Annotated in this window: 21 protein-coding genes and 1 pseudogene; 15 read left to right on the top strand and 7 right to left on the bottom strand. The window is 69.5% G+C overall.

The window, feature by feature from the left end; genetic code table 11:
• Positions 1-135 precede the first annotated feature (135 nt).
• The 4 genes from ACGFMP_RS15665 (at position 136) to ACGFMP_RS15650 (ending at position 3,090) form a co-directional block, all read left to right on the top strand.
• Positions 136-1,653, top strand: a complete 1,518-nt coding sequence (locus ACGFMP_RS15665) for a DEAD/DEAH box helicase (protein ID WP_393672870.1) — start codon at positions 136-138, stop codon at positions 1,651-1,653.
• A gap of 66 nt (positions 1,654-1,719) precedes the next feature.
• Positions 1,720-2,010, top strand: a complete 291-nt coding sequence (locus tag ACGFMP_RS15660; RefSeq protein WP_393672869.1) for an SCO5918 family protein — start codon at positions 1,720-1,722, stop codon at positions 2,008-2,010.
• A gap of 208 nt (positions 2,011-2,218) precedes the next feature.
• The gene (locus ACGFMP_RS15655; RefSeq protein ID WP_393672867.1) at positions 2,219-2,422 is read left to right on the top strand and encodes a cold-shock protein; all 204 of its coding nucleotides are present in this window, start codon (positions 2,219-2,221) and stop codon (positions 2,420-2,422) included.
• Positions 2,423-2,874: 452 nt separating this feature from the next.
• Positions 2,875-3,090, top strand: a complete 216-nt coding sequence (locus ACGFMP_RS15650; RefSeq protein ID WP_393672866.1) for a DUF5133 domain-containing protein — start codon at positions 2,875-2,877, stop codon at positions 3,088-3,090.
• A gap of 299 nt (positions 3,091-3,389) precedes the next feature.
• On the opposite strand, the gene ACGFMP_RS15645 is transcribed toward ACGFMP_RS15650, so the two are convergent.
• Complete coding sequence (locus ACGFMP_RS15645) at positions 3,390-3,821, bottom strand: ASCH domain-containing protein (protein WP_393672865.1); 432 nt, start codon at positions 3,819-3,821, stop codon at positions 3,390-3,392.
• Between the two features lie 287 nt (positions 3,822-4,108).
• Between ACGFMP_RS15645 and ACGFMP_RS15640 the strand changes: the two genes are divergently transcribed.
• Both ACGFMP_RS15640 and hisS read left to right on the top strand, forming a co-directional pair.
• Complete coding sequence (locus tag ACGFMP_RS15640; protein ID WP_393672863.1) at positions 4,109-4,831, top strand: aminoglycoside phosphotransferase; 723 nt, start codon at positions 4,109-4,111, stop codon at positions 4,829-4,831.
• Between the two features lie 15 nt (positions 4,832-4,846).
• Complete coding sequence (gene hisS / locus ACGFMP_RS15635; RefSeq protein WP_393672862.1) at positions 4,847-6,175, top strand: histidine--tRNA ligase; 1,329 nt, start codon at positions 4,847-4,849, stop codon at positions 6,173-6,175.
• Between the two features lie 23 nt (positions 6,176-6,198).
• On the opposite strand, the gene ACGFMP_RS15630 is transcribed toward hisS, so the two are convergent.
• Complete coding sequence (locus ACGFMP_RS15630; RefSeq protein WP_393672861.1) at positions 6,199-6,840, bottom strand: maleylpyruvate isomerase N-terminal domain-containing protein; 642 nt, start codon at positions 6,838-6,840, stop codon at positions 6,199-6,201.
• Between the two features lie 53 nt (positions 6,841-6,893).
• A complete protein-coding gene (locus ACGFMP_RS15625; RefSeq protein WP_393673328.1) occupies positions 6,894-7,412 on the bottom strand; it encodes a LuxR C-terminal-related transcriptional regulator in 519 nt (172 codons plus the stop codon).
• 153 nt (positions 7,413-7,565) lie between these two features.
• Here ACGFMP_RS15625 and ACGFMP_RS15620 point away from each other — a divergent pair, with 153 nt between their 5' ends.
• The gene (locus tag ACGFMP_RS15620) at positions 7,566-8,255 is read left to right on the top strand and encodes a carbon-nitrogen hydrolase family protein (protein ID WP_393672859.1); all 690 of its coding nucleotides are present in this window, start codon (positions 7,566-7,568) and stop codon (positions 8,253-8,255) included.
• On the top strand, positions 8,168-8,635 hold the full coding sequence (locus ACGFMP_RS15615) for a TetR family transcriptional regulator C-terminal domain-containing protein (protein ID WP_393673327.1): 468 nt from the start codon (positions 8,168-8,170) through the stop codon (positions 8,633-8,635). Before ACGFMP_RS15620 ends, ACGFMP_RS15615 begins: the two co-directional genes overlap by 88 nt.
• A gap of 961 nt (positions 8,636-9,596) precedes the next feature.
• Here ACGFMP_RS15615 and ACGFMP_RS15610 read toward each other — a convergent pair.
• Positions 9,597-10,043 carry a DUF4240 domain-containing protein gene (locus ACGFMP_RS15610; RefSeq protein ID WP_393672858.1) on the bottom strand — a complete coding sequence of 149 codons (447 nt, stop codon included), beginning with the start codon at positions 10,041-10,043 and terminating at the stop codon, positions 9,597-9,599.
• Between the two features lie 313 nt (positions 10,044-10,356).
• Between ACGFMP_RS15610 and ACGFMP_RS15605 the strand changes: the two genes are divergently transcribed.
• Entirely contained in the window at positions 10,357-11,337 is a 981-nt protein-coding gene (locus ACGFMP_RS15605) for a TDT family transporter (RefSeq protein WP_393672857.1), read from the top strand.
• A gap of 29 nt (positions 11,338-11,366) precedes the next feature.
• Here the strand turns inward: ACGFMP_RS15605 and ACGFMP_RS15600 are convergent, their stop codons facing one another.
• Positions 11,367-11,876 carry a winged helix-turn-helix transcriptional regulator gene (locus ACGFMP_RS15600; protein WP_393672856.1) on the bottom strand — a complete coding sequence of 170 codons (510 nt, stop codon included), beginning with the start codon at positions 11,874-11,876 and terminating at the stop codon, positions 11,367-11,369.
• A gap of 134 nt (positions 11,877-12,010) precedes the next feature.
• Between ACGFMP_RS15600 and ACGFMP_RS15595 the strand changes: the two genes are divergently transcribed.
• The 5 genes from ACGFMP_RS15595 (at position 12,011) to ACGFMP_RS15575 (ending at position 16,413) form a co-directional block, all read left to right on the top strand.
• Positions 12,011-12,787 (top strand): SDR family oxidoreductase, encoded by a 777-nt coding sequence (locus ACGFMP_RS15595; protein ID WP_393673326.1) that lies wholly within the window; start codon positions 12,011-12,013, stop codon positions 12,785-12,787.
• 31 nt (positions 12,788-12,818) lie between these two features.
• Complete coding sequence (locus ACGFMP_RS15590) at positions 12,819-13,175, top strand: nuclear transport factor 2 family protein (RefSeq protein WP_393672855.1); 357 nt, start codon at positions 12,819-12,821, stop codon at positions 13,173-13,175.
• Between the two features lie 386 nt (positions 13,176-13,561).
• The gene (locus ACGFMP_RS15585) at positions 13,562-14,146 is read left to right on the top strand and encodes a TetR/AcrR family transcriptional regulator (protein ID WP_393672854.1); all 585 of its coding nucleotides are present in this window, start codon (positions 13,562-13,564) and stop codon (positions 14,144-14,146) included.
• 252 nt (positions 14,147-14,398) lie between these two features.
• The gene (locus ACGFMP_RS15580) at positions 14,399-15,385 is read left to right on the top strand and encodes a zinc-dependent alcohol dehydrogenase family protein (protein ID WP_393672853.1); all 987 of its coding nucleotides are present in this window, start codon (positions 14,399-14,401) and stop codon (positions 15,383-15,385) included.
• Between the two features lie 161 nt (positions 15,386-15,546).
• Entirely contained in the window at positions 15,547-16,413 is an 867-nt protein-coding gene (locus tag ACGFMP_RS15575; protein ID WP_393672852.1) for an alpha/beta fold hydrolase, read from the top strand.
• 245 nt (positions 16,414-16,658) lie between these two features.
• On the opposite strand, the pseudogene ACGFMP_RS15570 reads toward ACGFMP_RS15575, so the two are convergent.
• A pseudogene (locus ACGFMP_RS15570) lies at positions 16,659-16,787 on the bottom strand (potassium-transporting ATPase subunit KdpA); the annotation flags it as partial.
• 322 nt (positions 16,788-17,109) lie between these two features.
• Between ACGFMP_RS15570 and ACGFMP_RS15565 the strand changes: the two are divergent.
• Entirely contained in the window at positions 17,110-18,318 is a 1,209-nt protein-coding gene (locus ACGFMP_RS15565) for a PP2C family protein-serine/threonine phosphatase (protein ID WP_393672851.1), read from the top strand.
• Positions 18,319-18,352: 34 nt separating this feature from the next.
• Here the strand turns inward: ACGFMP_RS15565 and ACGFMP_RS15560 are convergent, their stop codons facing one another.
• Positions 18,353-18,904, bottom strand: a complete 552-nt coding sequence (locus tag ACGFMP_RS15560; RefSeq protein ID WP_393672850.1) for an NADPH-dependent FMN reductase — start codon at positions 18,902-18,904, stop codon at positions 18,353-18,355.
• Between the last annotated feature and the right edge of the window lie 98 nt (positions 18,905-19,002).

Genomic DNA, 19,002 nt, shown 5'->3' with positions numbered 1-19,002 from the left:
CGGGCATTTTCCCGGGGCCTTTCGGACGTCGGCCCGCTTCGTACCCGCACTTTCACCGGTTCGTACTTGTGCTCCCAGTCGCGGCCTGCTGCCGCCCGGGATTCCTCGACGTACCGCATCGAGGAAAGGTTCCCCTTGAACCGCACTTACCGCACGACGGACCGCTCTTCCCGCAACCGCTCCTCCGGCTCCTCCGGCTCCCAGCGTGGTGGCTACCGCGGCCAGGTCACGTCCCGCTCCGGCAACTACGGAGGTGGCCGCCGACCCTCGCCGCCGCAGGGCGAATTCGCCCTGCCCGTCACCCTCACCCCGGCGCTGCCCCCAGTGGAGGCCTTCGCCGAACTGGACCTGCCGTCCGTACTACTGACGTCCCTGGCCAGGCAGGGGATGGCCCTGCCGTTTCCCATCCAGGCCGCCACGCTCCCCAACTCCCTGGCCGGACGCGACGTGCTGGGCCGCGGTCGCACCGGCTCCGGCAAAACCCTGGCATTCGGCCTGGCGCTGCTCGCCCGCACCGCAGGACAGCGCGCCGAGCCGGGACAACCGCTGGCCCTGGTCCTGGTCCCTACGCGGGAGCTGGCCCAGCAGGTCACCGACGCTCTCACCCCGTACGCCCGCGACCTGCGGCTGAGGCTGACGACTGTCGTCGGCGGCATGTCCATCGGCCGCCAGGTCAGTGCCCTGCGCGGGGGCGCCGAGGTCGTCGTGGCGACTCCCGGAAGGCTCAAGGACCTCATCGACCGCGGTGCGTGCCGGCTGGACCGGGTCGCCGTCACCGTGCTGGACGAGGCCGACCAGATGGCCGACATGGGGTTCATGCCACAGGTCACCGCCCTGCTGGACCAGGTGCGCCCGGGCGGCCAGCGGATGCTGTTCTCCGCCACTCTGGACCGCAACATCGACCTGCTGGTGCGCCGATACCTGACCGACCCGGTCGTCCACTCCGTCGATCCCTCCGCTGGCGCGGTCACGACAATGGAGCACCACGTCCTGCACGTGCAGACCACGGACAAGCAGGCCACGACAACCGAGATCGCGGCCCGCGACGGCCGGGTACTGATGTTCCTGGACACCAAGCACGCCGTGGACAAACTCACCGCACACCTGCTCCACAACGGCGTACGGGCCGCGGCGCTGCACGGCGGCAAATCGCAGCCGCAGCGTACCCGCACGCTCGCGCAGTTCAAGACCGGCCACGTGACCGTACTGGTGGCCACCAACGTGGCAGCCCGCGGCATCCACGTCGACGACCTCGACCTGGTCGTCAACGTCGACCCGCCCAGCGACCACAAGGATTACCTGCACCGCGGCGGACGCACCGCGCGGGCCGGTGAGTCCGGGCGCGTGGTCACCCTGGTCCTGCCCAAGCAGCGCCGGGAGATGGACCGGCTGATGACCACCGCCGGCATCACCCCGCAGAGCGCACAGACCCACTCCGGACACGCCGAACTGGCGCGCATCACCGGCGCCCGCACCCCATCCGGCGTGCCGGTCACCATCACAGAACCGGTTGCAGAACGCGCCAGGCGCAGCACACCGACCTCCTCGCGTGGCCGGCGCAACCGCCCGTCACATGCCCGACGCTCCACCCGGCCCGCCCTGGCGCCGACGGGAACCCCACAGCGCGGCTCCTCCCTCAGCCCGGCGGCATGAACCCCGCCGGTACCGCCCTCCAGGCGTACCGGCTTCTGCCCTGTTCCCACATCTGCGAGGTCCCCCATGCGCTGCATCATCGCCCGCTTCCCCTTCAACTTGACCAAAAGCGAGGTGCAGGCGTCGATGAAAGGCATCAAGCCCGAGTTCATCACAGGTGAGTCCGTGATCATCAGCCGGCGCCACTACCCCGTCAAGCAGGTGGGAGAAGTCATCACCCGTCAAGACCGGCGCGACTTCAGCGCCGCCGAGATGACCCGTGCCCTCCTCGGCCTCGGTTTCACCTGTCGCAGCGCCACCCAACCCGTTCCCGCCGCTGCCCTCGGCCCGCTGCAGACGGCACACCGCCTCGGCTGAAGCACCCCCGTTCCCAGCTTCGGCCGAGATGCCGAATCCACGCGCCCGCACTTGCCCCGCCCGCACACGGCACCCTCGACGGAATTCAGGACCACAGGGACGGAATTGGCACGCTGTCAAGAGAGCTTTCCTGTACGCATGCGGGAAGGACGCCGATGCCCGTGCCCCGCGAATTCCTTACCGCACCATGCACACAGGAAGGCACAACGTGGCTTCAGGAACAGTGAAGTGGTTCAATTCGGCCAGAGGATTCGGCTTCATCGAGCAGTCGGGCGCTGACGCCGACGTCTTTGCGCACTACTCAAACTTCGTCGACCGCGATCTTCCTGGGCTGATCGAAGGCCAAAGGGTGACTTTCGATGTCACGCAGAACCCGAAGGGTCTCCTCGCAGAGAACATCGTTTGCGGCTGATGCCGTGTGCCACAGGATCGTCGGGACCGCGCGGTGGGGCACTCAGGCGGAACCACGCCGGACCGACTCGACCACCCGGCATCGGGCCTGCTCTCCCTACAGTTGCCCTCTCTGCCGTGGCCTGCCGGCAACCTGCCACGGCGCCGACGAAAAACCTGTCGTGAGAGCAGTAGACTTTCACCATCAGCGCCAGCTAGTCTGAGCTCCAAGGCGGTGCGCTCAGAGGCGACGGGCTGGGTCGACGTGGACCCCAACCAGGCCTTGTCACCACACGCTTCGGGTCCCACAGCGTCGTAGGGCATCCGACATGCACCTCCGTTGATGCGCGACTCGCATACGCCCGCGGATCGTTGGAACGCGGCGGCTTTGCTTGACTGCACCGACGCCAACGAACTCTTCTCTCAGGACAGGGGTTCGATGAACGCAACTCCGGCGCTGAAGGAGACACCGACATGCTGATGCCTCACCCCGCCACCCTGCAGTCGCTGATCCGCCGCTACGAACATCTGCAGGACGAGATCGGCGCGGCCGACCGCCCTGAAGCGCGCAGACAACTCGAGGACACCGCTTACACCCTGTGCGTTTCCACCGGCACACGGGATGTCGACGCAGCGCTGCGGTTCGCACAGCTGCACTACGAGCGCCCATTGGCCACGAGCCGGGCCTGACTCCCCGACCCGAGTGTCAGCGTGACCGTCCCAGGGCCCCACCGTCCGATAGTCATCGACGTCGATGACAGGCTTGCTCTCCCCGGGGGGTGTAGGCACGAGGACGCCTCGGGCATGAAAGCAGCCAGGCGAACGCCCTGAGCGAGATTCACGAGCCCCACCCGAGGGACCGGCCGATTCCGCACTGCGGAATGCCCGGTTCCTCGCGGCCGGTCGCCCCGCCGAGTCCGCAGCCGTCCCAACACCCACAAGGCCCGTCCGGCTGATCCTCCCGGAATGTCATCGAGTCGGCGGGCCGGTCACTGACCACCCGAGCCGTCGGGCTCAACCACTCGGAAGCGTTCCGCAACGACGAGAGTGTCGTCATCGATGACCGGAGTGCGTCCCAGGTACTCGCTCACGCCGTCGCCCCGGAAGAACTCTTCGTGGGCTGCTCGCCACTCGGCCACATCGGAGTAACCGCGTCCCTCGGCCCGCGCGAAGTCGTCGTCGATCTCCTTCATGGGAACGACGCGCACGTCGACGAACTCGATCGTGACGGCCGGACGACCTTCGGAATCGACCACCGAGAATCGCTGACCACTCACCGGTACTGCCTCTCCGGCGTGCTCGTGGATCTCCAGGAGACCCGTGAGCGCGGTCTTCTGACCGCTCAGGACGGCCGACACACCACGGTCCCGTTCCGGCCCCGGGAAGGCGAGTTCAAGGGTCGGGAGGTCGTCATGTCCCATCGAGCGATGGTATGAAGCCCGGCCCCGCTGATCAAGACCCACGGCTCCGCTCGCTCCCGGCGCTGCGTCAACGAGTGCGACCTTGTCTGCACTTCACCCGAAGGGATGGAGTGGAGGCGTGGGCAGGTCTCCCGAAACGCGGGTGCGTGAGGCCGTGCCGGTCCTGAAGGATGCACGGTGTGACTCCTGCGACTGACACAGCCCTCCCGCCGCCGTCCGTTCTGAAGGCGTTCCAGCTCGCTGGACGGCCTGAGCCGCTCGAAGGGGGCCAGGGCCAGAGTGTGCGAGTGGGCGATGTCGTGCTGAAGCCGGCCGGCGACAGCGTGGACGTCGAGTGGACGGCGAGGCTGATGGACGGGCTGCAGGGGCGACGGGGCTTTCGTGTCCCGCGTTGTCTGCGCTCCGTGCACGGGGGATACGTCGTCGAGGGCTGGGCGGCGACCCGATTCGTGAGGGGCGAGCCGGGGCCTGCCGGCAGATGGGATTCCCTGTTGGCTGCCGGCAGAGCCTTCCACGAGGCTCTGCGGGACGAGCCGCGGCCTGATCGACTGGACGTGCACCAGCACCCGTGGGCGGTGGCTGATCGAGTTGCCTGGGGCGAGACGACAACGGAAGTACCCGCGCGGGTGGAGCGGTTGGTCACCAGGCTGCAGGCGTTCCGCGAACCCGTGGACGCGCGTGCTCAGCTCATTCACGGCGACCTGACAGGAAACGTTCTCTTCGCGCCTGGCCACGCCCCCGCGATCATCGACTTCTCGCCGTACTGGCGACCGGTTGCCTATGCGGATGCGATCGTGGTGGTCGATGGCCTGCTCCATCACCAGGTTGGAGCCCGCTTGGTGGACTCGGCGGTCCCCGGTGCCGAGGGCGCTCAGATGCTCTTGCGGGCGTTGATCTTCCGCTTGGTCGCCCTGGGCGTACTGGTGGGACACGGAGGTGCGCCGGCTGAAGAGGAGTTGATCGGGTTCACTCGCGTGTCCCAGTTCGTCGAAAACCGGATCGGCGGGTAGCAGACGATGACACGCATGTCCTCAACGAAGCAGTTCGAGCCCGCGTCAGGCACACGGGACTTCCTCGCCCCCGAGTACGAGAAGCGCGAGCGCGCCTTCGCAACGATTCGCGAGGTCTTCGCCCGGTACGGCTTCCAGCCGCTCCAGACGCCGGCGTTCGAACGATTGGACGTCCTTACCGGCAAGTACGGCGATGAGGGCGACAAACTGATCTTCAAGATCCTCCGGCGTGGCGACCGCGAAGCCACCGGCGAAGCAGACCTCGCTCTGCGCTACGACCTCACCGTGCCGCTGGCCCGCGCCGCGGCGGCATACGGCAGCCGGCTTCCCGCACCGTACAAGCGGTACGCCATCGCCCCCGTGTGGAGGGCCGACCGGCCCGGCAAGGGACGTTTCCGCGAGTTCGTGCAGTGCGACCTCGACATCGTCGGCTCCTCCTCCCCGCTTTCCGACGCCGAGATCGTTCTCGCCCTGCACGACGCGCTCGACTCCCTCGGCGTACCGGACTTCCGCTTCCTGCTCAACTCCCGCCACGTTCTGTTCGGGCTGCTGGAGGCGTACGACGTCCCGGCAGACCTCGGACCCGGCGTCCTGATCACCCTGGACAAGCTGGACAAGCTCACGCCCGAGGCGGTCATCGGTGAACTCGTCTCCAACCGCGGTCTGGCTCACGACGTGGCCCGGGGCCTGCTGGACGACCTCACCGCACCGGACGCCGCCGACCGGATCAGGGAGAAGCTGAAAGCCGGCCAGACCGGCCGGACCGGCCTGGCAGAGGTCGACCACCTCCTCGCCCTCACCGAGGGCACGATCCCCTCCGACCGCATCGGCTTCACCCCCAACCTGGTCCGGGGCCTGGATTACTACACGGGCGTCATCTTCGAAGTGGTCGCTCCCGGCGTACCAGGCTCGATCGCCTCCGGCGGCCGTTACGACGGCCTCATCAAGCGCCTCGGCGGCAAGGACTCTCCCGCCTGCGGAGGCTCGCTGGGCATCGAACGCATCCTGCCCCTGCTCGGCGAGGGCGAGGAAGCAACCTGTGCACAGATCGACGTGGCCGTCACCGTCATGGATGAGGACCTGGCCCCCGACAGTTTCCGGCTGGCCGCCGGCATCCGCCGAGCCGGAGTCCGCACCGGTGTCTACCTCGGCGCAAGCCGGAAGCTCGCCAGCCAGATGAAGTGGGCGAGCACGCAGGGCGCGCGCTTCTGCGTCATCCACGGCGCCGCAGAACGCGCGAAGGACGTCGTCACCGTTCGCGACATGACCACCGGCGAACAGACCGAGGTCCCCTTCCGTGACGCCACCGCGGAACTCGCGCGGCGGTGCGCACCCGCGACCTGATCATCAGCGGGTGTCAGCAGGGCCTACAGCACGCGCAGGGCCTGATCGACGTCACGTTCGCGTCTGGCCAGCGCGTGCATGACGGCCTGATCGCCATGTCGTTCCCTGGCAGCCGCGATGAGCACATCGACCGCGATGGCCAGGACGGCTTCGGGCGCCGAGCGACGAACGCCCACGCTCAGTGCCAAATCGTCCAGGTGAACTGCCAGTTCGACACAGCGGGTCTGGAGGTAGCCGTCGAGCAGCATCTCCTCTCCTGGCCGGTGAAGGATGGCCACTCGCCGATCGGTCGGCTCCTTGTCCAGCCTGACTGCCAGCCGTCGCCACGCAGCCTCCGCCTGCTCGGCGACAGCGGCTGGGCCGGCTGCTGCGGTCTCCTCGCTCCGCGCCCGCACGCCGACGTTCAGCGCGGAGTCGGGAAGGGACGTGTCCACGAGCCTGGCGTAGTAGTGCACCGGAGACACCGGTTCCGTGCCGACCACCTGGCCGTCGAGGAACCACTCGACTTGCAGAACGCTGCGTGCAAGGTGGCCGGCCAGTCCGCCGACCGACATCCCTGGCAGCACTGACTCCCTCTCCCAGCGATGTGCCAACTCTTCGGTGGCCAGGAGCTGCACGGCCCGTTCGGCAGCCAGTAGGTACGCCCCGCGGATCTCCGTAGTCATGCGGGCACCTTGCCCGTACGCTGATCGCGGCCACCTGAGTGCCCATGATTTGGTCATTCCGTCCAGCATATGGATGACCGCTTGAGGAAGACGTTGCCGATGTGCTTGCTCACGGCGCGGTCCGTCACCGTGAGAGCGCGCGCGATCTCCGCGTTGTCGCGTCCCTCGGCCATGAGCTTGAGTACCTCCTTCTCCCGGGGGGTCAGCGAGTCGATCGGAGCGTCGTGGAGTCGGGTCAGCAACTGGCCGACGACTTCCGGGTCCGGGGCGGTGGCACGCCGCCGCGTTCCGGCGAGTCCGGAGCCGGCCGGGGTGGGATCGGACTGCTCGGGGAATCGCCCCCCGCCGCGGCCGTCGTCGCGGACCTGGACATGGACTCCGGTGGCGGCGGGGGTCAGGGTGACGGCGGCGTGGCTGCCGCCGCTGTGTTTGGCAGCGTTGGTGAGCGCTTCGGCGACCACGAGGCAGGCGGCGGCTTCGACCGCCGCGGGCACGGCGGCCACCGCGTCGGCGCGTGTCGCGGTGAGTTGCCGGATACGGCCGGTGAGCCGGGCCTTCGCGGGCTCCGACAGGGTGCGGGCGGCTGTTGTGGCGGCGGATCGCCCAGGCAGAATGAGGGCGTGGACGGTGGTGGTTGCCCGGCGCCCGCATTTTCAGCAGCGACTCGGTCCGGCGGCCGCTGGTTCGGGTGATCTTCAACGAGAGGTGTCGGGGTGGAGCGGCGGTTGAGCATCGCGGTGGCGCAACCGCGGTGTGTGGCATACGACGTGACGGCCAACGCGATGGCGCACGCGAAGGCGGTTCGGGCGGCGGAAGCGCGGGTGGTCGTCTTCCCGGAGATGTCGCTGACGGGCTACGAACTGGATGCTGCTCCGGTCTCCCCGGACGATGAACGGCTGGCTCCGATCGTCGCGGCGTGCGCCGAGACCGGGACCCTCGCCCTGGTCGGTGCACCCGTGCCGGGCCCGCGTATCGGCGTCCTGGCCGTGGACGGAGAAGGCGCGTGCGTGGCCTACGGGAAGGTCTGCCTCCATGACAGCGAGGCCGCCCGCTTCGTGCCCGGGGAACCGGCCGTGATCGAAGTGGACGGGTGGCGGCTGGGGCTCGCCATCTGCCGTGACACCGGCATTCCCGAGCATGCCGCGAAAACGGCGGCGTTGGGTATCGACGGCTATGCAGCCGGGGTTGTCCACGCCGATGACGAGGCCGGCCTTCATGGCGAGCGCGCCCTGCGAGTCGCCGCGGATCATGCTGTGTGGGTTGCCACGGCAGCCTTCGCGGGCCCGACAGGCGGCGGTTTCGACCGCACGTCTGGCCGCTCGGGAATCTGGTCGGCCGGCGGAGAGCTGATCGCCGAGGCGAGCGGGGAACCGGACGATGTCGTGCGGGCCGTCTTCAGCAAGCCTTCGCCCTGAGCCCCCGAGGAGTCGCCTCGGGGAAGGGGCTTGCCGCCGTCAGGGACGCCCTGCTGGACATCCTGCCGCTGTCCCCCGAGGCCACCGACAGCAACCGCATCTGGGTCTCGTCATGGGACACCGCACTGTCCGACCCCGACCTGAGCACCGGATACGCCCGTAAGTACGCGCAAGGCCGGGACCGGCTGACCCGGCGAGTGGCCGCAGCCCAGGAACTCGGCGAGCTGCCTCCCGGCAGCCCCGCCGACATCGCGGCCGCGGCGCAGTCCTTCGTCCTCGGCCTCGTGGTCCAGGTCCTGTTCGACCAGGCGGCCTTCCCGCCTCAGCGTCAAGTCAAGCTCCTGGACGACTACCTGGCCGCACTGACCGCCTCACCCTGATCGACGCCCGACGCCGCTCCTCGACTTCCTTCAGGCCCCACCTCGCTGCCGGGTTGTTTGCCTCTCTCCGGCGGAGCTGGGCGCCTAGGGCCTGTTATTAGTTAGCCCAACGGGCTCGACGGCGCGACGCCCTATCGCTCGCCCGGCGCCCGGCGCCCAGCGCCCGCGCGATGGCAGAGCCATCGGCCTCCGGGGGCGGCTGGAGGGTCGGACTCCGGGGGCGGTTTCGGGTCGCATTGCCGCCCCGGTGGTGGCCTGCGGTCTTTGCGTTGCCCTGACCGTCGGGGGGTTGGCCGGCCCGGTCGGCTGCGAAACGAAGGAACGGCCTCTGGCCGGAACTGGCTGACATGGGATAGGTGTTCGGGGGAATGGCCGCGCGGCCCCTGTTCGCCGGGTGACAGGTTGTGGGCCTTCCCGGGGCCGCCGGAGCTGCCGGGATGTCATTTGGTGGGGGGAGTTGAAGATCGCGCAGGGTCCGCTTTCGCGTGCCCGCCAACGCGTACGGATGACCATCGCCGCAGCCGGGACGGTGCCGGCCGTCGCCGCTGGTGGCGCCGCCTACCGGTCAGGGGCAGGCGCCCTGGCACCAGTTGTCCGACACCCGTCTGACGGACGCGCTGGTGGCCCGGGCGACCTGTCCAGCGGCGACCTCCTGCCGACCGGGACCGACTTCGACATCACCGGGGCGCCAACGAGCCGAGAGCCACAAGGCTCTGACGACAAAATAGCCAACGGAGATGTGGGCCATGAATAATGCGGTCAAAAATATGCGAGTGTTCGTCGCGATTCTTTTCCTGGGCTCCGTTGGCGGTTGCATTGCGGGAGCATTCACCGGGGATTCATTCCCTGTCGTACTCGGAGCAATAGGAATCGCCTGCGCCTCGATCCTGGCGGCTTTCACTTTTCTCGCACACAGAAAAATGCAAAATTAGCTGCGCTGCGGCCGAGCCGGTGAGGCGGGTCAGTCCGGGTACAGGGCTGTGAGCCGGGGCAGCAGCGCAGTCATTCGCTCGCGGTCATCGAAGTCGACCTCCGGATCGGCTTCGGGGTGGGCAAGGGTGACGACGTCCTCGGGTAGCTCGGCGCCGGTCGCCCTCTCGTAGGCATCCTGGGCGATGCCAAGGATCTCCTCGCCGTCGGGTTCGATCCCCTCAGGTGCCGCCATCTGGATCTCCGGAAGCTCGGCCAGCCGATCGGCGTCGGCGACGACGCCTTCGAAGACCCCGCGGCCTTCGGCGATCAGCCATCCGCGGAAGTAGTCGAAGCCCTCGTCGGAGCAGGGACCGCCGCTGATGACCCGGGCAGCGGCCCGAAGGGGAAGCCGGTCGGACGCGGCCATCAACTCCTGCAGGATCCGCGCGACGTCAAGGATGTCCTGGGGGGGCGTACATGGGCCAGAGCATGACACCCGGGTCGGACTTTCCGGTCACAGGCACTGTGTTCACTCGCCGCCCGGACGGGGCGCCGCCGGCCCGCGCTGCCCCCGGCCTGCGTACCTGCGGATCTCCTCCGGCCGCTTCGGCCCGGAGGCGGGCGTCGGCCAGCGGAGCGAGGGGTTCCGCGGGATGAGCCGGTCCCAGCCCCGCGACCATGGCGGGCGCGTACGTCGTCAGCGGTTGCGGCGCGCTGCGAGTGGTTGTCGGATGGCGGGACGGGGCTCACATCCCGGGCGCCTGCCCACGTGTGCCTCGTCCGGAGGCGTACGTGAGAGAGGGGGCAGCGTGACGGCACCGGCACCGGCAGGCGTCCGGCTGACGCCCAACCTCTTCGGCATCGGCTTCGGCCTCGCAGGCCTGGCCCAGGCGTGGACTGTCGCGACGGACACCGTGGACGTGCCGGCCTGGCCCTCGTATGTCCTGTGGATCCTCGCCGCGACGATCTGGCTGGTCACCCTGGTCGCCTACATCCGCAACGTCACCGCTCAGGGACGGCTGCGCACCGAACTCCCGGATCCGGTCATGGGACCGTTCACCGCGCTGATCGCGATCGTGCCCATGCTCCTGGGCATCGCGCTCGCCCCGCACGCCAGGACCGCGGGTGAGGTGGTCTACGTGGTGAGCCTGGTCCTCACCGTCCTTCTCGGCGGGTGGCTCACCGGGCTGTGGATCCGCGTCGACACGCGGCTGGAGCAATGGCACCCCGGCTATTTCCTTCCCACCGTCGCCGGCGGCCTGATCGCGGCGAACTGCGCCGCCCTCCTGGGATGGACGACGCTGTCGCACGTGATGTTCGGCTACGGCCTGATCTGCTGGTTCGTGCTCGGCTCGATCCTGCTGGTCCGACTGTTCACCCAGCCGATGCTGCCGCCGCCTCTGCTGCCGACGATCGCCATCGAGATCGCACCGCCGGTCGTCGCGGGCAACGCCTTTTTCACCATCAACGGCGGCCGGCTCGACCTCGGCGCGGAGATCCTCGGCGGCTACGCGCTGCTGATGGTCCTGGTGCAGATCACCATGGCCGGCACGTACCGCCGTGCGCCTTTCGGCCCCGGCTACTGGGCCTTCGCCTTCTCCTACGCCGCGGCCTTCACCAACGGCATCAACTGGCTGGACGTCGAACACGTCCACGGCCGGGAGGGGCTGACGTACCTGCTGCTCGGGATCGCAACCCTGGCGCTGGCCGCGCTGGGCGCACGCACCCTCCTCGGCCTGCGGAACCGCACCTTCCTCCCCCGGGCTCCGGCGCCGGCCGCCGCCCGATGACGGCGACCGGCGCCAGGGCCGGGCCGACCCTACGGCGCCGCGCCGGGAACGGGGGTCCTGCCGTCGTACCGTTCACGCATGGCCGGGCTCGCCGCGGGTCCGGCGGTGAAGACGTATGCGGCGCTGTCGTCGAGCCGGCGTCCGGTCCTGGCGTCGACCACCACGGGCTCGACCTCCTCGCCCGTTCCGGCGTCGACCAGGATCATGCTGCGCTCCTCAGGCCTCAGCCGGGAGTTGCCCCAGGCCGCGAGAGCGACCATCACCGGGCGCAGCGACCGCCCCAGCTCGGTGAGGACGTACTCGTGCCGTACAGGATGGGTCTGGTAGGGCCGCCGCTCCAGCAGACCGTCGTCGACGAGCGTCCGCAGCCGCGTCGTCAGCATGCTCGACGAGATGCCCAGACTCTGCTGGAACTGGTCGAAGCGCGTGTAGCCGTCGAAGGCGTCGTGCAGGAGGAGCAAGGTCCACCACTCGCCCACATGCTCCGCTGTCGACGACAGCGGGCACTCACGGTCCTCCTGCCTGATCCGGCTGGCCATCGCGGCACCCCTTCCAGTCACTGCTAGAGTAGAAGTCACTAACTTCTATTTTAGCACCTACTGCGTACCGGGATCGCGTCTCCTACGCGATGTCCCCCGGACGCAGCACCTGAAAGGAACCTGTCGTGACCAGCATCGTGAGCGATTCCCTCGAAGGCCGTCGCGCCCTGGTGACCGGCGGCACCAAGGGCGCCGGGGCCGCCATCGCCCGCCGGCTGACAGAAGCAGGGGCATCCGTCCTGGTGACCGCCCGCAGGTGCCCGGAAACGCCGGGGCCGGAGGACTACGTCACCGCCGATCTCTCCACTGCCGAGGGCACCTCGACCGTGGTCTCCGAGGCGCGGAGCCGCATGGGCGGGGTCGACATCCTGGTGAACGTCCTCGGTGGCTCCGAGGCACCCTCGGGCGGCTTCGCCGCTCTGGGCGAGGAGGACTGGGCGCGCGAGCTGAACACCAACCTGCTGGCCGCCGTCCGCCTGGACCGCGGCCTGCTGCCCGGCATGATCGAGGCAGGCAAGGGCGTCATCGTGCACGTCTCGTCCATCCAGCGCCGCATGCCGCTGTGGAACGGAACACTGGCCTACGCCGCCGCGAAGGCCGCACTGACCACCTACAGCAAGGGCCTGTCCAACGAGGTCGCTCCGCACGGGGTGAGGGTCAACACCGTCTCACCCGGCTTCGTGCAGACCACCGCCGCGGACGATCTCGTCGCCCGAATCGCCGACAACGCCGGAATCAGCCAGGACGAGGCACTCGACAAGCTCATGGCCTCTCTCGGCGGCATCCCGCTGGGCCGGCCCAACCAGCCCTCCGAGGTGGCCGAACTGGTGGCCTTCCTCGTCTCCGACCGCGCCTCGTCCATCGTCGGCGCCGAGTACGTCATCGACGGCGGCACCACCCCCACCGTCTGAAAAACCCCTTCCGAGACCCCCGAGGACAGCCATGAGCACAAGCCCCGCATCCGCCCGGCCCGGCGATCTGCCCACCGCCGTGACCCGTTACCTGGAGGCACACCGGGCGCACGACACCGCGACCGCGATCTCCGCCTTCAGCGGCGACGCCACCGTGACCGACGACGGCAGGACGTACGAGGGCACCGCCGCCATCGAGGCGTGGCTGGCGCGGTCTTCCGTCGAGTACACCTACACCACCACCCTCACCGGCGCCGAGCGCGTCGACGAGACACACTGGACGGCCACCAATCGTCTGGAGGGGGACTTCCCGGGCGGTGTGGTGGATCTGAACTACCGTTTCACGCTCACCGACGGCCTGATCGAACGACTGGTCATCGAGCCCTGACAGCGTCTCCGCCACCCGGGTCCCCGGTCCCGTCCGGGGACCCAGGGACCCGGGGCCGGGCGAACATTCACCCACTCGGCACACTGCGCATGCCCCGGGGCCGCCATGGCGGCCCGCACGGCCCAGTCGGCGTCGCGGGCCGGCCCGCCACGGCGTGCACCGCCGTGCGGCACGCCACGAGCGACATCGCCACCGAGTCTCGCGCCGGACGCCCCGGACCCGCCACCGCAGTATCCGTCGGATGACCACCTCGTGACCGAGGACCGGCGCTCACTCGCGGGCGCATGCCGGGCAGGCCCGCAGTCCGCACTTCGATCGGACAGATCTGTCCGGCCGGAGTGGTACGCTTTTCAACAAGCTCACGTTGTTCGATGGAGGCACCGGCCATGACCGCGGAAACCCTGCGCCCACCCCCGCGCGAGCGCATTCTGGCGACGGCGTCGGCACTCTTCTCGGCTCACGGCCTGCGCGGCGTGGGCGTGGACCGCATCATCGCCGAGTCCGCCGTCGCCAAGTCGACGATGTACGCGCACTTCCCTTCGAAGGACGACCTGGCAGCCGCGTACCTCAGGCGCACGGACACCTCATGGCGTACGAAGCTCCGGGCGGCCGCGGAAGCCGCGGGCGAGGACCCCGCAGACCAGCTGGTCGGCCTGTTCGACGCCGTGGCCACGGCCTTCACGCAGCACGGTTTCCACGGCTGCCCGTTCATCAACGCGGCGGCGGAGAGCGAAGCGGGGAGCGCGCCGCACGCCGTGACCGTGGCACACAAGCAGGCGGTCCGGGCCTGGGTGCGGGACCTCGCCACCGCGGCAGGGGCGAGCGACCCCGAACGGCTGGCCCTTCAGCTGACGCTTCTTGTCGACGGCACGCTCGCCGCCGGGAAGCTGGAGCAGGACCCGGCCATGCCGGCGGGCGCCCGCGCGGCAGCCGAAGCCCTGGTCGAACGCGCCTGCCTCACACACCGCTGAGACCTGCGTCCGGAACACACCCCCTGGCGACCCGGGCTTGCCCGGGAAGCCGTTCGGCGGCCTGGCAGCCGCCGAACCTCGCCTGCATCAGACAGACCTGTCTGTAGTCCTCTGGGCTGCCCGGCAGAGCGACGTCGGCCGCGCCCGAGGTGAAACCGGGAGGCGCGAGGACGACAGTGGAACCCGGCGCCGCCGACGGGTTCCCCTTTCCGCACACCGGCGGTCACATCACGGAGAACCCGAGGAGTCACCATGCGAGCACTCGTCCTCAACCGGTACGACACGCCGATGGAGCTGACCGAGATCGAGACCCCTGTGGCCGCGCCGGGCCAGGTCCTGGTGAAAGTGCACGCCAGCGGTGTGAACCCGCTGGACACGAAGATCCGGGCCGGAAAGGCGGCCCACGCCGAGCGGGTGCTTCCCGCCGTACTGGGCCTCGACCTCGCGGGCGTGGTCGAGGCAGTGGGCGACGGCGTACAGGGCTTCGCTCCTGGTGACGAGGTCTACGGCCTCACCGGCGGCGTCGGGGACCTCCAGGGGTCGCTGGCCCAGTACGCGGCCGTGGACGCCCGGCTCCTGGCGCACAAGCCGGCCTCGCTGACCATGCGCGAGGCCGCGGCGCTCCCCTTGGTCACCATCACCGCCTGGGAAGGCCTGGTCGACCGTGCAGGGGTGAAGGCCGGCGACCGGGTCCTCGTGCACGGTGGCGCCGGGGGCATCGGCCACGTGGCGATCCAGATCGCACGCGCCCGCGGCGCCGAGGTCTTCGCCACCGGTTCACCGGAAAGCCTGGAGAGGATCCAGAAGCTGGGCGCCATACCCATCGACTACACCAGCACGGACGTCTCGGATTACGTGGCGGAGCACACCGGCGGCCAGGGCTTCGACGTCGTGTTCGACACCGTCGGCGGAAAGACCCTCGACGCGTCCTTCGCCGCCGCCCGGATCCACACCGGCCATGTGGTGAGCGCCCTGGGATGGGGCACCCACAGCATCGCCCCACTGTCCTTCCGCGGCGCCACCTACTCCGGCGTCTTCACCCTGCTGCCCATGCTCACGGGCGACGGCAGGGAGCACCACGGCGAGATCATGGGGAACGCGGCCGCACTCGCCGACAGCGGTCGGCTCAAGCCGCTCGTGGACCCCCGCAGGTTCACCCTGGAGACCGTCGCCGACGCACACGCCGCGGTGGAGACCGGGACCACCGCGGGCAAGGTCGTCGTCGACGTCGCCGAGTGAGCGGCCGCCTTCGCCGACGTCACGCGGTACCCGGATCCCGGCGATCGTGCGGACCGGTTGCGGCGCAGGCCGGCCGGTAGTCGCATGGAGGCAGCCGGCTGCAACCCGGCGGAGCCGGGCCGTTGCACGCCCCCCACCATTCTTCGCCACAGGAGCAGCTCGTGACCGCAGTCCACCACCGCACGACCGAGGTCGACGGCCTCGATGTCTTCTACCGCGAGGCTGGCGACCCCGCCCACCCGCACGTCGTGCTGCTGCACGGGGCGCCGGCCAGTTCGTTCATGTTCCGCGATCTGCTGCCGCGACTGGCCGAGGACCACCATGTCGTCGCGCCGGACCTCATCGGCTTCGGCCTCAGCGCCACACCCGGCGTGGCGGACTTCGCGTACACCTTCGACCACCTCACCGACGTCGTGGACGCCTTCCTGGAACAGCAGGGCATCGACTCCTATGCGCTGTACGTCCAGGACTACGGCGCCCCCACCGGCTGGCGGCTGGCCCTGCGGCACCCCGAGCGCGTCACGGCGTTCATCACGCAGAACGGCAACGCCTACGAGGAGGGGTTCGTCGACTCCTTCTGGGCACCGCTGTGGCGGTACGCAGCGGACCGCACTGCGCAGAACGCCGCTCCGCTCCTGGAGGCACTCGGCCTGGACGCGATCCGCTGGCAGTACACGCACGGCGTCCCCGACCCGAGCCTCGTCAGCCCGGACGCCTGGCTCCACGACCACGCCGCCGTCAACCGCCCGGGCAACAACGAGATCCAGCTCGCGCTCTTCGCCGATTATCCGTCCAACGTCGCCCTCTATCCGTCGGTGCAGCAGTACTTCCGCGAGTCGCACGTGCCACTGCTGGCCGTCTGGGGGAAGAACGACGAGATCTTCGGACCGGCCGGCGCCGAGGCCTTCGTCCGGGACCTTCCGGACGCGGAGATCCATCTGCTGGACGGTGGGCACTTCCTGCTCGAATCCCACCTGGATGAAGTGGCCCCGCTGATCCGCGCTTTCCTCGCCCGCGTCGGGGCCTGACTGGTCGTCGCCCGCCCGGGTTGCCCTGTCCGGCGGAGCCGGCGGGAACCTGCCGCCTGCCAGTGGACCGCGGAGCAGATCCGGGCTGACGCCAAGAGGCCGGCGATGAGGTGGGCCCGCCCGCGGAGGTGCCTCATCCGGCGGCGGGCGGATCAGCCTGGGCAGCGGGTGCGCAGCAGCCCTTGCCCTCCCAGGCATCACGGCCTTCCTTGACCGCGACGAAGTTCCCGATCGTCGCCGAACCCTTGCGCGAACCCGCGTACCAGCGCGATCACCACTGCCATTCCCACCGAGGGGGAAAGGAAGTTCTGCACCGCCGGCGAACCCGTCCGCGACAGACAGGACATGGTGGTCTCACCGGGATACGACTGCCACCATCCGGCAGGGGGGCGGCGCCTGGTGCGAAGCACGGCGTCAGCGCGAGAGGGGACGACGCGGAAATTGCCGCTACGAGGCGGCCAGGCCGTTTCGTCCGTATCACCGTGCGGACCGGGTGTCCGGCTCGCTACGCCGTCAGGATGATTCACTCCCGGGAGACGCCGTCCGGAGACGTTGCGCCAGACGTATGCGGCGATGATCAGGTCATGGAAACGCCCGCCGGGCGGGACGGCCCCGGGTGTCTCGCAAGAACGATCAGCTTCCGGTCCGGGGACCTCACGGGGCGTGGCCGTGCCAGGAGGTGAACGATTGTTGGCGGTGGACCGGTCGGAGGGGTTCGGCGAGCGGCTGCTGGGACGGCTACTGGACCGGGCACACGAGATGCCGCCGCAGCTGATCGCTCCGCTCATCGCGGACGAAGTCGCCCGCGTCGGTGGCCGGGAGGTCTCGATCCTCTTGCAGGATTACGCACGAGAGCTGCTGGTGCCGCTGCCCGGCCGCGGGCTGCGGGTCTGCAACCCGCAGGACATCGGCGGCTCCCCCGCCGGCAGGGCGTTCCTGACTGCCTCCTGTGTCGAGGTCGAACGCACCGGCGGCGTACGGATGTACCTGCCGCTGCTGGACGGCAGCGACGAGGTGGGGGTGATGGCCCTGACCCTGGACACCGTCGATGACGACGACCGGCGGCTGCTGCGGCGCGTCGCCGCTCTGGTCGCCGACATGCTGATCACCAAGCACGCCTATACCGACCAGTTCTTCCAGGCCCGTCGCCGCGAGGAGATGAGCGTGGCCGCGGAGATGCAATGGTCTCTGCTGCCGCCGCTGACGATGTCGGTGCCCCAGGTGGCGGTGGGGGGGGCCGTCGAGCCCGCTTACGACATCGCCGGCGACAGCTTCGACTACGCCCTCAACGACGACATCCTGCACGCGGCCGTGATCGACGCGATGGGCCACGGCCTGGATGCGGCAACCATGGCGACCGTCGCCATCGGCGCCTACCGGCACGCCAGGCGCGCCGGCATCAGCCTCGCCGAGAAGTACGCCTTCCTCGACCAGGCCATCGCAGAGCAGTTCGGGCCCGACCACTTCGTCACCGCGCAGATGATGCACCTGGACACCACCAGAGGGCTGTTCACCTGGGTCAACGCAGGCCACCCCACGCCCTTGCTGATCCGTGAGCAGCAGGTGATCCAGCGCCTGGAAGGCCCGACCACCCTGCCGGTGGGCCTCGGCGGCGAGCGACCCTCGATCAGCGAGATCCAGCTCAAACCCGGTGACCGGGTGCTGTGCTACACCGACGGCGTCATCGAGGAGCGGGACAGCGGCGGGGAGTCCTTCGGAGAGCAGAGGCTCATCGACTGCGTCAATCGGTTCGGACGCGTCAAGAGTGGGATGCGAGCCAGCGCGCTCCAGCTCTCACACATCCTGAAACAGCAACGCGGGGGACGCACCAGCGATGACGCGACTCTCTTCCTGATCGAGTGGCGCGGCAGCAGCACCAGTCACCTCGCCCTCCAGCCCGGATGACAGCCAGGACTGCCGACCGCTCCCCCGGCCCGAGTCACGCCTGGCCGGCCGCTGCGGCCCGCTCGGCGGCCGCCGCCAGCAGACCCAGCGCCTCGCCGATCTGCCTGCGGACCTCCTCGTCGTCGATGAGCCCGCCCTCGCCGACCGTCCCCCGGTCCACCGGGGCCTTCACACAGGCCGGTTCGACGATGTCGGCGCCGGTGTAGCCCAGGACCGTAAGCAGGGTGGCCTCCGCGCCGTGACCGCGGCCGGGCGCCGCCGCGCTGATCCAGGCCGTCGGCTTGTCGCAGATCTCGGTGCCGCCCACTGTCCAGTCCAGCAGGTTCTTGAACGAACCCGGCAGGGTACCGGCGTACTCCGGGGTGCAGATCAGGATGCCGGACGCCCGGTCGATCGCCTCCCGCAGCGCGGCCACAGGCGGCGGCAACGGGTCGGTGTCGTCGTCGGGGTTGAAATGCGGAAGCCCCGCCAGCCCGTCGTACAAGAAGGTGCGCACCTTCACCGACGGCGCCACGACCTCCGCGGTACGCAGCACGGCCTCGTTGGTGGAACCGGCACGCAGGCTCCCGGACAGCAACAGAATCACCGGTGTATCGGACACCCGCTCAACCTACCCCTCCGGCGTGAGCGCGGAGATGGACGGCCCGATGGCGACCTGGGCGATGTACGCGGCAGAGGCCGTCG

Source organism: Streptomyces sp. NPDC049040, from assembly GCF_043197715.1.
Lineage (GTDB): Bacteria > Actinomycetota > Actinomycetes > Streptomycetales > Streptomycetaceae > Actinacidiphila.
Note: the sequence above shows the minus strand (reverse complement) of the source record. Positions and strands in the feature narration are given on the sequence as shown.

What these genes read in the sequence shown, in the direction of transcription:
- ACGFMP_RS15630 (WP_393672861.1), bottom strand. Translation starts at nt 6,840, where the DNA reads ATGACTACGGAGATCCGCGGGGCGTACCTACTGGCTGCCGAACGGGCC.
- ACGFMP_RS15580 (WP_393672853.1), top strand. Translation starts at nt 14,399, where the DNA reads ATGCGAGCACTCGTCCTCAACCGGTACGACACGCCGATGGAGCTGACC.
- ACGFMP_RS15645 (WP_393672865.1), bottom strand. Translation starts at nt 3,821, where the DNA reads ATGGGACATGACGACCTCCCGACCCTTGAACTCGCCTTCCCGGGGCCG.
- ACGFMP_RS15600 (WP_393672856.1), bottom strand. Translation starts at nt 11,876, where the DNA reads ATGGCCAGCCGGATCAGGCAGGAGGACCGTGAGTGCCCGCTGTCGTCG.
- ACGFMP_RS15590 (WP_393672855.1), top strand. Translation starts at nt 12,819, where the DNA reads ATGAGCACAAGCCCCGCATCCGCCCGGCCCGGCGATCTGCCCACCGCC.
- ACGFMP_RS15660 (WP_393672869.1), top strand. Translation starts at nt 1,720, where the DNA reads ATGCGCTGCATCATCGCCCGCTTCCCCTTCAACTTGACCAAAAGCGAG.
- hisS (WP_393672862.1), top strand. Translation starts at nt 4,847, where the DNA reads ATGTCCTCAACGAAGCAGTTCGAGCCCGCGTCAGGCACACGGGACTTC.
- ACGFMP_RS15650 (WP_393672866.1), top strand. Translation starts at nt 2,875, where the DNA reads ATGCTGATGCCTCACCCCGCCACCCTGCAGTCGCTGATCCGCCGCTAC.
- ACGFMP_RS15585 (WP_393672854.1), top strand. Translation starts at nt 13,562, where the DNA reads ATGACCGCGGAAACCCTGCGCCCACCCCCGCGCGAGCGCATTCTGGCG.